Annotated in this window: 10 protein-coding genes; 3 read left to right on the forward strand and 7 right to left on the reverse strand. The window is 64.2% G+C overall.

The features are described 5' to 3' along the window. Window positions 1–9: 9 nt before the first annotated feature. The 3 genes from FJV80_RS03980 to FJV80_RS03990 all read right to left on the reverse strand — a co-directional run bounded on the left by FJV80_RS03980 (window position 10) and on the right by FJV80_RS03990 (window position 3,869). Window positions 10–1,380 carry a glutamine synthetase family protein gene (locus FJV80_RS03980; RefSeq protein ID WP_095787016.1) on the reverse strand — a complete coding sequence of 457 codons (1,371 nt, stop codon included), beginning with the start codon at window positions 1,378–1,380 and terminating at the stop codon, window positions 10–12. Between the two features lie 87 nt (window positions 1,381–1,467). Next, window positions 1,468–3,030 carry an amino acid permease gene (locus FJV80_RS03985; protein ID WP_095787017.1) on the reverse strand — a complete coding sequence of 521 codons (1,563 nt, stop codon included), beginning with the start codon at window positions 3,028–3,030 and terminating at the stop codon, window positions 1,468–1,470. A 20-nt stretch (window positions 3,031–3,050) separates the two neighbouring features. Further along, the gene (locus FJV80_RS03990; RefSeq protein ID WP_095772565.1) at window positions 3,051–3,869 is read right to left on the reverse strand and encodes an N-formylglutamate amidohydrolase; all 819 of its coding nucleotides are present in this window, start codon (window positions 3,867–3,869) and stop codon (window positions 3,051–3,053) included. A gap of 135 nt (window positions 3,870–4,004) precedes the next feature. Between FJV80_RS03990 and FJV80_RS03995 the strand changes: the two genes are divergently transcribed. The 3 genes from FJV80_RS03995 (at window position 4,005) to FJV80_RS04005 (ending at window position 9,323) form a co-directional block, all read left to right on the forward strand. Continuing rightward, entirely contained in the window at window positions 4,005–4,832 is an 828-nt protein-coding gene (locus tag FJV80_RS03995) for a MurR/RpiR family transcriptional regulator (protein WP_095787019.1), read from the forward strand. Between the two features lie 202 nt (window positions 4,833–5,034). After that, window positions 5,035–6,195 (forward strand): efflux RND transporter periplasmic adaptor subunit, encoded by a 1,161-nt coding sequence (locus FJV80_RS04000; RefSeq protein WP_142875600.1) that lies wholly within the window; start codon window positions 5,035–5,037, stop codon window positions 6,193–6,195. Continuing rightward, the gene (locus tag FJV80_RS04005; RefSeq protein ID WP_142875601.1) at window positions 6,192–9,323 is read left to right on the forward strand and encodes an efflux RND transporter permease subunit; all 3,132 of its coding nucleotides are present in this window, start codon (window positions 6,192–6,194) and stop codon (window positions 9,321–9,323) included. The genes FJV80_RS04000 and FJV80_RS04005 overlap by 4 nt, the downstream gene beginning before the upstream one ends. 3 nt (window positions 9,324–9,326) lie before the next feature. Here the strand turns inward: FJV80_RS04005 and FJV80_RS04010 are convergent, their stop codons facing one another. From FJV80_RS04010 to FJV80_RS04025, 4 genes are read right to left on the reverse strand one after another with little or no spacing between them, the layout of a single operon-like run. Continuing rightward, on the reverse strand, window positions 9,327–9,737 hold the full coding sequence (locus FJV80_RS04010; RefSeq protein WP_095792639.1) for a GtrA family protein: 411 nt from the start codon (window positions 9,735–9,737) through the stop codon (window positions 9,327–9,329). Beyond that, the gene (locus FJV80_RS04015; protein WP_095787021.1) at window positions 9,734–10,552 is read right to left on the reverse strand and encodes a ChbG/HpnK family deacetylase; all 819 of its coding nucleotides are present in this window, start codon (window positions 10,550–10,552) and stop codon (window positions 9,734–9,736) included. The genes FJV80_RS04010 and FJV80_RS04015 overlap by 4 nt, the downstream gene beginning before the upstream one ends. Next, entirely contained in the window at window positions 10,549–11,547 is a 999-nt protein-coding gene (locus FJV80_RS04020; protein ID WP_246688893.1) for a glycosyltransferase family 2 protein, read from the reverse strand. The genes FJV80_RS04015 and FJV80_RS04020 overlap by 4 nt, the downstream gene beginning before the upstream one ends. After that, on the reverse strand, window positions 11,522–12,703 hold the full coding sequence (locus FJV80_RS04025) for a glycosyltransferase family 87 protein (RefSeq protein ID WP_095772559.1): 1,182 nt from the start codon (window positions 12,701–12,703) through the stop codon (window positions 11,522–11,524). The genes FJV80_RS04020 and FJV80_RS04025 overlap by 26 nt, the downstream gene beginning before the upstream one ends. Window positions 12,704–12,809 lie beyond the last annotated feature (106 nt).

Raw genomic sequence — 12,809 nt, forward strand, 5'->3', positions numbered from 1 at the left:
CCACATAGTTTAGTACCGCTCGAACCCCCTGTGCAGTTCCCAATCCGTAATGCGGCGGTCGTATTCCAACTGCTCCCACTTGGCGGTGTGGACATAATGTTCGAGCACGTCCTCGCCGAGCGCCTGTTTCAGCATCTTCGACTTGGCCAGCGTCTCGGTGGCGTCGCGCAGCGTCTTCGGAATCTCCGGGAGGCGCGAAGCCTGATAGGCATCGCCGACGAAAGGTTTCTGCAGTTCGAGCTTCTCGTCGATGCCGGCAAGGCCGGCGGCGATCAGCGCCGCGAAGGCGAGATAGGGGTTCAGGTCGGCGCCGCCGATGCGGCATTCCATGCGGATGCCCTTGGTGCCCTCGCCGCACAGGCGGAAGCCGGCGGTGCGGTTGTCCTCGCTCCACATGATCTTGGTCGGCGCGAAGGTGCCCGCCTGGAAGCGCTTGTAGGAATTGATGTACGGCGCCAGGAACCAGGTGAACTCCTTGGCGTATTTCAACTGCCCCGCCGCCCATTGCTGGCCGAGCGTCGACAGCGTCCAGTCAGCCTTCTTGTCGAAGAACAGCGGCGTCTTGCCGTCGGCGCTCCACAGCGAATTGTGGATGTGGCTGGAATTGCCGGCGAGCCCGTAATTGTACTTGGACATGAAGGAGATCGCCTTGCCCTCGGACTCGGCGATCTCCTTGGCGCCGTTCTTCAGGATGACGTGGCGGTCGGCCATGTCGAGCGCCTCGGCATAGCGCACATTGATCTCTTCCTGGCCGGGACCCCATTCGCCCTTGGAGTTCTCGATCGGAATGCCGGCCGCTTCCATCTCGTTGCGAAGCCGGCGCATGACGCCTTCTTCCTTGGTGGTGATGCCGATCTGGTAGTCGCCGATATAGGGCGAGGCGGTGTCGAGGCCCTGCCAGTGCTTCTTGCGGGCCGAATCGTAGGTCTCGCTGAACAGGTAGAATTCGAGCTCGGAGGCAAAGTAGCCGATATAGCCGCGCTCGGAGAGCCGCTTGACCTGCTTCTTCAGGATGGCGCGGGGCGAGTGTGCCAAATCCTCATGGTCGTGGTGATCGAGCACGTCGCAGATCACCAGCGCCGTCTTTTCCAACCATGGAATGCGCCGCAGCGTGGCGAGATCCGGCTTCATGACGAAATCGCCATAGCCCTTCGACCAGCTTGCCGCCTTGTAGCCCGGCACCGGCTCCATATCGATGTCGGCGGCCAGGAGATAGTTGCAGCCATGCGTCTCGTCATGCGCGGAATCGACGAAATACTGCGCCAGGAACCGCTTTCCCGCGAGCCGCCCCTGCATGTCGACGATGCAGGCCAGCACCGTGTCGATCTCACCGCCGGAGACCGCTTTCTTCAACTGATCGAACGAGAAATTTCCGGCCATTCCTGTGGCACTCCAGCGCTGGTCGATTGAGAGGGAGTAACGAAACCATGGCCGGCACGATGCCGGCCATGGTCATGAAGAAAAGTATCAGTTTCCGGTCTCGCCGACCGCCTGTTCGGCGGCCTTGATCGCCGCCTGACGCGCTGCGATCTGGTCGCCAATCGGCGGCCCCTGGAAGCGGCGGTTCTCGAAGCCGTACCAGAGCACCGCGGTCAGCACGAGGAAGCCGACGGTAATGTAGAGTACCTTGTCGTTCGGCGGCTGGACGGCGATGTAGAAGATAATCGCCATGCCGATGACGGACAGGACGCAGAATAGTTTGAACAGGCCGCTGCCGAGATTCCAGGGGCCGGGATTCGGCCATTTGGCGGTTCCGAAAGTCATCATGCCGAGCACAATCGGAATGATGAAGGACAGGAACAGGAAGACCAGCGTCGAGTTGACGACGATGGTGTAGATGTTTGTACCGCCGATCGAGATGAACTGGGCCAGGAAAACATAGACGATCTCGAGAATCGCGGCCGTCCAGATCGCGTTGACGGGAGTGCGATATTTCGGCGAGACCTTCGCCAGTCCGGCCGATCCGACGGGCATGCCGCCGTCACGCGAGAACGCAAACAGCATCCGCGAGGCGGAGGTGACGGTCGCAAGGCCGCACAGAAACTGCGAGATCAGGATCGCAAGGTAGAGCAGTTCCTTGAGCCAGACCGGCAGGATTGTGTCCATGGTCGAGAAGAACACGCTCCAGCCCTGCTTGGCACCTGCCGCCAGGTCCGGAATGGCCAGAGTGATCGCGCAAACCATCACCCAGCCGATCAGCGACGACCACAGCACCGACGAGATGATCGCCCGCGGCACGGAGTGCGCCGCCTTCAGGGTTTCTTCCGAAGTGTGCGCCGACGCATCATAACCGGTGATCGTATAGACCGGCAGCAGCAGGCAGAGCAGGAACAGATAGGTCATGGAATCCGACTGCGGGAAAACGCCGCCGCCGGCATCGCCGGAATAGTTGGTGAAGGTCCACAGCCGCGTGACGTCGATCGCCGGAGCAAACACGAGGCAGGCCACGATCAGCACGGCCGTGGCGCCGAGGATCAGGAAGCCGGAGGCATCCGTCAGCATGGCAGTCAGTCTGATGCCGAAATGATTGCAGAGCGCCTGGATGACCGTGATGATGGCAACAAATCCGACGATCTCGCCGGGCGTGCCGGTGATGCCGAACCAGCTTCCGAACGTACCAACGAAGAAGAATGCGGTGCCGATATTGATGGCACCGAGCACGGTGATCAGCCCGAGCAGATTGAGCCAGGCGGTAAGCCAGCCGGTGAAGCGGTTTCCAAGAATCGACGACCAGTGGTAGAGGCCGCCCGCGGTCGGAAATGCGGATGCGATCTGCGCCATGGCAAGGGCGAAGAATCCGGACACGGCGCAGCCGACGATCCAGCCGATGCCGGCGCCGGCGCCTCCGATCGACGAGATGGCCTGGGCGAAGGAATTGATGCCGCCCGACAGAATGCAAATAATCGAGAACGATATCGCGAAATTCGAGAAGCGGCTCATGCTTCGCGACAATTCCTGGGCATAGCCCATCCCGTGGAGAACCTTTAGGTCCTCGTGCTTGTCGACTTCTGTGTAGTCTTGCGCTGACATTTTAGTCCCCTATTTGGTTTTTAGCTGGCCGATTGAACTGACTTTCCCATGGCGCGTTGTCGGGAGCCCCTGGCCTCCTCGGGCTCCAGATTCGAAAATATGCCGGTGAGCAGATCCGCCCATTTCCGCTGCCCGGTCTCACCGGAGATTTCATCGTTGCGGATTTCGATCATCGCGCAGGGCAACCCGCGCGAGCGTGCATGCCGTTCCAGCGTGAAATAGACGCGGTCGGCCGGCGAATAGGGCTCGTTGACACCGACGGTGATGCCGGCAAGCCGCTTGAGCGCCGATATCAGTGGCGACGCCAGCCGGCGATCCTCGTCATGGATGATGCCGATATGCCAGGGCCGGTCGCGGCCCTTGTAGACCGGTGTGAAGGAATGCACGGACACCAGCCGGGTCTCCTGGCCGCGCGCCAGCCGTTCCTCGACGATGCGTTCGATGGTGCCGTGAAATGGCTGCCATGACAGGGCGATCCGTGCCGCGCGCTGCTTTTCCGACAGGCCGGCATTGCCCGGTATGGATGTCGTCTCGCTGACCGGCGGCACGAGGTCCGGCGCGTCGAGCGGCCGGTTGCAGTCGATGACCAGACGCGAAATGCGAGTTTCGACCAGCGTCGCATCGAGCGCTTGCGCCATGCGCGTTGCCACCGGCAGCGCGCCTGGATCCCAGGCGATGTGGCGGGACAGGTCTTCGGCGGCAAGGCCGAGCGTGCCGAATTCGGCGGGCAGGAAATTGGAGGCGTGGTCGCAAGTCAGCACGAAAGGGCTCGATCCGCCCGGGTTCGTGACCCTCACGGTATCGGGCGATGCAAGGCTGGCGGGCCGTGCTTTCTCCATAGTCTGTCGTCCCCGGGGAGCGCTGTATCGTATGTTACGTATTTTGCCTCATTGCGTCCCTATGGATGATTTCATACAGTTTACCAGGCTTTGTCAAATGCGATCTCATGGACCAGGCCAAGGGGTGGGGGAAAGATGATTTCCAGCATTGCCGAACTGATAGCCGACCGCATCGGCACGATGCCGGCCGGCGAACGGCGCGCGGCGCAGACGCTGATCGCCAGCTATCCGATGATCGGCCTGAAGACGGTCGCCGAATTCTCGACTGCGGCGGGCGTCTCCTCGCCGACGATCCTGCGCTTCGTGGCCCGGCTCGGCTTCCAGAACTATCCGGAGTTCCAGTCGAGCCTGCAGGACGAATTGGCGGCGCAGCTGCAGTCGCCGGCAATACGAACGCTCAACCCGCCCTCGCCCGGCGGCGGCACGGTCTCGCCGATGCTGGAAGCGACGCTCGACAATATGCGCGAGACCTTCCGCCACCTCTCCGACAAGCAGCTGGCGGATATCGCGGCACGGCTTGCCGACCGGCGTGGCAAGACATTCCTCATCGGCGGACGCTTCACCGATCCGCTGGCGCGCTACATGGCCGCCCACCTTGCCGTCATCCAGCCCGACGTCTTTCACCTCGCCGGCCAGGAGAGCATGTGGCGCGACCGGCTGATCGACATGGGCAAGCGCGACGTTCTGGTGATCTTCGACATCCGGCGCTACCAGGACAGCCTCGTCCGCTTCGCCGAAAAGGCGCATCAGCGCGGCGTCCAGATCGTGCTGTTCACCGACCAGTGGCTGTCGCCGATCGCCCGGTTTGCCCGCCACGTCATCGTCGGACGAACCGCGGTGCCTTCCGCCTGGGATTCCTCGGCCGCGCTCTTCGTCGTCGCCGAAACGCTGATCGGCGCCGTCACCAGACAGCTCGAGGCCGACGGCGCCCGGCGCATCCGCGAGATGGAAGGTCTGCGTTAGCAAGGTCACCTGCCAATCGCATCCGTTCCAGGCGGGCATCTCGAATTCACGTTACCGAGATTTAATGTGCACGATTGCGTGATAATTGCCATAAACCGCTGATACCGGGATGTGGCGTGGCCGGTTTTCGCCGCCAGCCCGTATCGTCGCTGCATCCGCTTCCGTCTGGAACCGGCAGGCGATTCTTGCCGCTGGAGTGTCGATGCCGAGCTGGAAACAGATTGTCCTTGCGTTTGTGGTCGTGGTCGCGGCAGCGGCTGTGTGGGCGCGCTTCTACCCCGGCGCTCCTCAAGTGCTGGCGCGTTGGGGCATCGACTGGGCTTATGGCGCGACACCTTCGGCGCAGGACACTGCGGCGGCTGGCTCCCGGCAGGCGGGGCGCAACGGCCTCCGGATTGCCACCATCGTTGCATCGCCGGCCGCCTCGGCTGTCATCAACGACCGCCTGCAGGCGATCGGCACCGGCCGCGCCAACGCTTCGGTGACCGTCAATCCCTACAGTTCCGGCCGCCTTGCAGAATTGCTGGTCGAATCCGGCGGCCATATCGACAAGGGACAGATGATCGCGACGCTCGATTCCGAGACCGAGATCATCGCACAGAACCGCGCCAAGCTCGCCTTGCAGGATGCGCAGTCCAAGCTCGACCGCGTCAAATCGCTGCGCGCTTCCAATGCCGCGACGCCGGTCGCCGTCGCTGATGCAGAGGTGATTCTGGCGGGCGCCAAGCTGGCGCTGCAGGACGCCGAGCTTGCGCTGCAGCGCCGCTCCATTTTGGCGCCAATATCAGGCACCGTCGGCATCCTGCCGATCTCGGCCGGCAACTACGTGACAAACCAGTCGGCCATCGCCACGCTCGACGACCGCTCCTCGATCCTGGTTGATTTCCAGGTGCCCGAGCGCTTCGCCGCCGCCGTCAAGGTCGGCGCGCAACTGACGGCGACGCCGATCGCCAATCCGAGCAGCGCCTATACCGGCACGGTCTCGGCCATCGACAACCACATCGACGAGAAGAGCCGCACGCTGCTGGTCAAGGCCAAGATCGCCAATCCCGCCGATTCGCTGCGCGCCGGAATGTCATTCTCCATCACCATGAAATTCCCTGGCGAGACCTACCCGGCCGTTAGCCCGCTGGCGATCCTGTGGGGCTCGGACGGCGCCTATGTCTGGCAGATCGAGGGCGGCAAGGCCAAGCGCGTGCCGGTGCGCATCATCCAGCGCAACACCGAGACCGTGCTGATCGATGCCGAGATCGACAGCGGCGACATGGTGGTCACCGAAGGCACGCAGAGCGTCAGCGAGGGCGGCGAGGTCCGCATCGCCGGCCAGGAGCAGCGCGCCGCCGACACCGCCGAAGGCTCATGACCGGACCCGTCAACGCCGCCGGCAATACCGGCTTCACCGCGCTGTTCATCCGCAGGCCGGTCATGGCCTTCGTGCTCAACGTCCTCATCGCGGTTGCCGGCCTCGCTGCCTTCTACGGCGTCGAGATCCGCGAACTTCCGGACGTCGACCGCGCCGTGGTCACCGTTTCCACCACCTTCCAGGGCGCCGCGGCCGAAACCGTCGACCGCGAGCTCACCGACACGATCGAAGGTGCCGTCGCCCGCGTCTCCGGCGTCAAGTCGATCTCGTCTTCCTCCTCGTTCGGCCAGAGCCGCGTCACCATCGAATTCAACGACGGCGTCGACCTCAACGTCGCGGCCTCCGACGTGCGCGATGCCGTCGGCCGCGTCGCCAACCAGATACCGGACACCGCCGATCCGCCGCGCATCGTCAAGGCCGATGCCAATTCCGATGCGGTGATGCGGCTTGCTGTGACGTCCGACAACATGTCGGTCCAGGACATGACCGTGGTGGTGCAGGATCAGATCGAGGACGAACTGGCAGCCGTGCCCGGCGTCGCCGACGTCCAGGTCTATGGCGACCGCGACAAGATCTTCCGCATCGACGTCGACCAGAACAAGCTCGCCAGCCTCGGCTTCACCGTCGCCGACCTCCGGACAGCCCTGGCGTCGGTCGCCTTCGATTCCCCTGCCGGATCGATCACCACGACCAACCAGGACCTCATCGTCCGCACCACGGCGGACGTGACCACGCCCGAGGAATTCGAAAACATCATCATCGGCGGCACGACGCGCATCCGCGATATCGCCACCGTCACGCTCGGCCCCGATGTCGGCCAGACCACGCTGCGTTCCGATGGCAAGACCGGCATCGGCATCGGCATCATCCGCCAGGCGGAATCGAACACTTTGGACATCTCGACCGGCGTTCAGGCCGCTGTCGCCAAGCTGCAGGAAAACCTGCCCAAGGGCATGGCGATCAAGATCACCAGCGACGACGCCGTCTTCGTCAAGGGCGCGGTCCACGAGGTCGAGATCGCGCTCGGCCTGTCGGTGACCATGGTGCTGATCGTCATCTACATCTTCCTGCTCGACTGGCGCGCCACGCTCATCCCCGGCCTGTCGATGCCGGTCGCCATGATCGGCACCATCGCCGCCATCTATCTGGCCGGCTTCTCGGTCAACATCCTGACGCTGCTCGCCATGGTGCTGGCGACGGGCCTTGTCGTCGACGACGCCATAGTTGTGCTTGAAAACATCGTGCGACGGCGCAACGAAGGCATGGGGCCGCGTGCGGCCGCCGTGCTCGGCGCGCAGGAAGTGTTTTTCGCCGTCGTTGCCACGACGCTGACACTGGTCGCCGTCTTCGTGCCGATCTCCTTCCTGCCCGGCCAGACCGGCGGCCTGTTCCGCGAATTCGGCTTCGTGCTTGCCATGTCGGTGCTGCTGTCCTGCGTGGTGGCGCTGACGCTTTGCCCGATGCTCGCCTCGCGCATGCTGACCGGCGCCTCACTTCACCACGAGGGCGGCCACGGCTTCGGCGCCCGTATCGGCGGCGTGTTGAATACCGCCTACAGGCGCGCCCTGCACGCTTGCCTCGATGCGCCCTGGATCGTGGTCCTGGTCGCGGTGCTGTTTGCCGGCACTGCCTTCACCCTGTTCGGCACCATCCGCCAGGAACTGACGCCGACCGAGGACCGCGCGGCCGTGCTGTTGCGCATCAATGCGCCGCAAGGCGTCAGCCTCGATTACACGACGCAGCAGATGCAGAAGATCGAGAAGCTGATCCAGCCGATGCGCGATTCCGGCGAGATCCGCTCGACCTTCGAGAATGCCGGCCAGAACGGCTCCTACAATTCCGGCTTCATGGTGATGACGCTGGCGCCCTGGAACGAGCGCAGCCGCAGCCAGCAGGAGATCATGGCCGAGATCAGCCAGCTGACCAGGCAGGTGCCGAGCGTGCGCATCTTCCCGGTGCAGCCCAACAGCCTCGGCATCCGCGGCGCCGGCAACGGCCTGCAATTCGCGCTGGTCGGCAACGACCGCAAGGCGCTCGGCGACGCGGCGGTGAAGATCATCGCCGAGATGCAGAAGGACCCGCGCTTCCAGACGCCGCGCTTGTCGATCGACCCGACGCAGCCGCAGCTGGCCGTCGCCATCGATCGCGAGCGCGCCTCAGACCTCGGCATCGACATCACGGGGCTGGCCAACACCATGCAGGCCATGCTCGACGGCAACGATGTCGTCGACGTCTACATCGCCGACCGCAGCTATGGCGTGAAACTGGTCTCGACCACCAATCCGATCAACGATCCGACCGATCTGGAAAACGTCTTCCTGAAGACGGGAGACGGCCGCTTCGTGCCGATGTCGACCATAGCCACGCTGACCGAACGCGCCGTGCCGCCATCGCTGTCTCGCGAACAGCAGCAGCCATCGGTGGCCATCACCTCCAACCTCTCGGGCAATTTCGCGCTTGGCGACGCGCTGAGCCGCGCCGAGGAGATCGCCACGCCGCTCTTGCCGCCGGGCAGCCGCATCCTGCCGCTGGCCGAAGCCGCCACGCTGGGCGAAACCAACAGCGCCATGGTCACCATCTTCGGCTTCGCGCTGGTCATCATCCTCCTGGTGCTGGCCGCCCAGTTCGAAAGCTTCGTCAGCGCCGTCATCATCATGGCGACCGTGCCGCTCGGCCTGGCCTGCGCGATCTTCGCCTTGCTGCTGTCGGGCACCAGCCTCAACGCCTACAGCCAGATCGGCCTGGTGCTGCTGGTCGGCGTGATGGCGAAGAACGGCATCCTGATCGTCGAGTTCGCCAACCAGCTGCGCGATCGCGGGCTCGGCGTGCGCGAGGCGATCGAGCAGGCTTCGACCATCCGCCTGCGGCCGGTGATGATGACGATGATCTGCACCATACTTGGCGGCGTGCCGCTGGTGCTGGCGGCGGGCGCGGGTGCCGAGGCACGCGTGGCGCTCGGCTGGGTCATCGTCGGCGGGCTGGGGCTGGCCACCGTCTCGACACTGTTCCTGACGCCGGTCGCCTATCTCCTGCTTGGCCGCTTCGTCACACCGAAGACCCACGAGGAAACACGCCTGAAGCGCGAGCTCGAGGAAGCCGCTTACGTCGGTGCGGAGCGGGCGCAGTAGCCGTTACTTCAGCAACCGGCCTTCGATCGACCAGCGCGCGGCAAGGAAATTCAGCACCGCCGCCACGATGACACCGCCGATCTTTGCCGGCCACACGCCTGCGATGCCGGCGAACAGCGCGATCGACAGGCTGGAGACGCCGAGCGAAATCAATGCCCCAAGCGAGACGAAACGCACGAAGGCGTCATGCAGCCGGATGGCCTGGTTGCGCTCGAACGACCAGAAGCCGTTGGCCAAGAAAGAGAAGATGACGGCGATCGACCATGAGACGACATTGGCCGGCAGCGGCGGGACATGCAGCTTGAGCAGCAGAAAAAAGCCGGCAAGGTCGATGGCCGTGTTCGCCAGTCCGACAGTGGCAAAGCGCACGATCTTGCTGCCGGTCGAACGCCGGGGCTGGTCGGCGCCGCTCATCCCTTGCCGTCCATGATCTCGACGCCGGCGCGTGCGAGGCTCGCACCGAACGCGTCGGAGGCCAGCACCGCGTATTCCACCTCGCGCACGCCTTGCATCGGGTCGCGCGCCCGCAGCGTCTCGTCAACATGGCCGGGATGGCACATGAACAGGCCTCGTTCCGGCAGCGCCTCGAGGGCGGCCTGCAGAACCGGCGCGAACCGTTCGGGCTGCCGCCAGTCATAGATGCCGGCGAGCGGCTCGAAAAGGGTAAAGCCGGCGCGTGCCATCGACCGGTTGAAGCCGGCGGCCACGGCGGCGATTGCCGCGACCTTCGGCGCGACGACGGCATCGCCCAGCGCCGGAGCGCCACGCAGCGCCGGCCGGCCGCCGGCTTCGGGAAAACACCCCCGCAGCCATGTGCGCACGACGGGCAGGAAATGCACGTGCTGATGCCCGTCGATGAAGTCGGGCTGGCGGCCAAGCGCCTCGACGAAGCGGCTGTGCTGCGCGTCCAGCTCGGCATGGACATCGCGCTCATCAATGCTTGCGCGCAGCACCGGCAGCGCCAGCGAACGCAGCGGCGGCAGCCGGCCTTCCGGCGCCAGGCTCGACCGGCCGGTGACGGCTGGCTGGTCGGTGAGGGTCAAGTGCAGCCCCACCGCTGCGCGGCCGCGCAGCGGCTTTATGCGCGCCGCCGCATCACGCCATTCCGGAAAGCCGGTCATGCAACTGGTGCCGGTCAGGCGGCCGCGATCGAGCAGGTCGAGAATTCCGGCGGAAACGCCGGGCGCCAGGCCGTAATCGTCGGCGATCAGGCGGATGCGCCGCGTCATGCGCCGGACGCGCCTGGCGGCCTGTCCGAAACGCCGCGCACGACGTCGCGCACGATATAGACCGGGCGGTCCTTGCTTTCCGAAAGCGTGACCCAGACATATTCGCCGATCAGGCCGAGCAAGGTGAGGTTGAGGCCGCCGAGCAGGACGACGGCGACCATGAGGCTGGGATAGCCGGGGACGGCGATGCCGTAGAACAGCACCTCGAAGAACACCTTGGCTCCGTAGAGGATCCCCGCCAGCGCCGCCAGCATCCCGCTCAGGCTGATGATGCGCAGCGGAATGACGGAAAAGGACGTAAACCCTTCCAGCGAGAAGGCGATCAGGTTGAGCCGGCTCCATTTCGACTTGCCGGTGACACGGTTTTCCGGCGAATAGCTTATGGCCTTCTGGCGGAAGCCGGCCCAGGCGAACAGGCCCTTGTTGAAGCGCCTTTTGTCACGCAGGCTGGTCAGTGCGCGTACCACGGCGCCACGCATGACGCGGAAGTCGCCGGCATTTTCTGGAATGTCGAAACGCTGGCTGCTGTTGATCAGACTGTAGAACAGCTTCGCCAGCTGGCTGCGCCGCCAACTGGCCTCGCGGCGGTCGTTCTGTGCGTAGACGACGTCGATATCCAGATTTTCCACCAGTTCGGCGATCATCTTCAGGCTGATGTCCATCGAATGCTGGAGATCGGCGTCCATGACCAGCGCCATGTCGCCGCGCGACTGGTCGAGGCCGGCGAGCACCGCGACCTCCTTGCCGAAATTGCGGCTGAGCCGGACGATCTCCCAGGAACCCGACAGCGCCTGAGAAAACCGCTCGGCGCCGTCGTCGCGGCTGCCGTCGTCCACCAGAATCTTGTGGACTTCCATGCCGAAACGCTGCGACACTTCGGCTTCGAGCTTGTCGAGCAATGCGGCAAAGGCCGATGCCGACTGGGCCTCGTTCAAGAACGGCGCGACGATATCGAGAACGGGCCGCGCCTCAGCCATTTGCGACAGGCCTTTCATTCATCACCTTGACTCCCCTCACCTTGCCTCGCGCCCTGGCCCAGAACCACCAGATCAGGGGACCGGCAATGAGGGTCACCGCGATCGGCCGGAACCAAGGGTACAGGAAATCATGGATGTGACGTTCGACGCCCGTCAATCCGGTCAGGAACAGCATCACGGACAGCACCGAAGCCAGGACACCACCCCGTTCCTCGCGCCACAACAAGGCGATAGCGAGACCGGCCGGCACGGCGATCATGGCATAGGTGTTGGGCTCGACGCGCGGGTTGAAGACGCACATGTAGAAGGTCGCCGCCAGGAAGATGACGAGACCAGCCGTCCCGCGTTCGAGCTTGCGATCGAACCAGATGACGAATGAAAGCGTGAACAAGGCCATGACGATGCGCACGATCGTGGCGCCGAATTCCGGGAGGGGCAAGCCGATTGTCGTGAAGGGCGCCGTGAAGTCGGTGGGAACAAAGTGGCTGGTATTGTCGACAGCCATCGAGGTCAGCATCCCGCCAAAGACACGATACTGGTCGTTGAGATAGCTCGCGGGAGCGAACGCATAGGGCAAGGCGAGCACGAACAGCACCGCCAGCACCAGCACCGGTATCAGCCGCAGGCGCAGGGCACCGACCAGCAAAAGCATGATGATCGCGGTCGGCTTGGCGATGATGGCGACCGAAGCCCAGAAGAAGGTTTCGGCACGCCGCCCTTCGAGCGCCGACAAGGTGAGAAGCCAGCAGGCGCCGGTCAGTAGGATCGTCGCCTGGCCGTTGCGGATCGCCCCCAGCGCCATCGGCAAGGCAAGGAACAGGCCGTAGGAAAGCAGCCATGGCAATTCCCCGCCGCCGAGCCTGCGCACCTGCCGCATCGCGGCGTAGGTCAGCACCGCGAAACCGATGATATGCCACGCCAGTCCACCCAGATGCGGTCCGAGCTCGAGTATGGGAACATAGAGCGCGGCAAAGGCCGGGGCGTAGAGATATCCCATCTCGGACTGGATATCGTAGAGCGGCCGGCCGGCCAGGAATTCCTGACTGCCGTATCTGTAGGCCTGCAACACCGAACGCGTGTCGGGCGACCACAGGATCATGGCAAGGACGACCAGGAACGCTCCCATCCACAGGCCAAGTCCCAGACGGTCGAAAACCGGCTTGGAAATCGTCATCAAAGGCACCCCACACATTCCGGAACAAGCCCTTGCCCGCACCGTCCGGCATTTCGATGGCGGCATATCACGGACAAAGCGAAGTGGCATAGGGGCTGAAAGACGC

The sequence above is a fragment of the Mesorhizobium sp. WSM4310 genome, from assembly GCF_007003935.1.
Taxonomy (GTDB): Bacteria; Pseudomonadota; Alphaproteobacteria; order Rhizobiales; family Rhizobiaceae; genus Mesorhizobium.

Coding starts and splice junctions, on each gene's coding strand:
- FJV80_RS04005 (WP_142875601.1), top strand. CDS start 6,192: ATGACCGGACCCGTCAACGCCGCCGGCAATACCGGCTTCACCGCGCTG.
- FJV80_RS04010 (WP_095792639.1), bottom strand. CDS start 9,737: ATGAGCGGCGCCGACCAGCCCCGGCGTTCGACCGGCAGCAAGATCGTG.
- FJV80_RS04015 (WP_095787021.1), bottom strand. CDS start 10,552: ATGACGCGGCGCATCCGCCTGATCGCCGACGATTACGGCCTGGCGCCC.
- FJV80_RS03995 (WP_095787019.1), top strand. CDS start 4,005: ATGATTTCCAGCATTGCCGAACTGATAGCCGACCGCATCGGCACGATG.
- FJV80_RS04000 (WP_142875600.1), top strand. CDS start 5,035: ATGCCGAGCTGGAAACAGATTGTCCTTGCGTTTGTGGTCGTGGTCGCG.
- FJV80_RS04025 (WP_095772559.1), bottom strand. CDS start 12,703: ATGACGATTTCCAAGCCGGTTTTCGACCGTCTGGGACTTGGCCTGTGG.
- FJV80_RS04020 (WP_246688893.1), bottom strand. CDS start 11,547: ATGAAAGGCCTGTCGCAAATGGCTGAGGCGCGGCCCGTTCTCGATATC.
- FJV80_RS03980 (WP_095787016.1), bottom strand. CDS start 1,380: ATGGCCGGAAATTTCTCGTTCGATCAGTTGAAGAAAGCGGTCTCCGGC.
- FJV80_RS03990 (WP_095772565.1), bottom strand. CDS start 3,869: ATGGAGAAAGCACGGCCCGCCAGCCTTGCATCGCCCGATACCGTGAGG.
- FJV80_RS03985 (WP_095787017.1), bottom strand. CDS start 3,030: ATGTCAGCGCAAGACTACACAGAAGTCGACAAGCACGAGGACCTAAAG.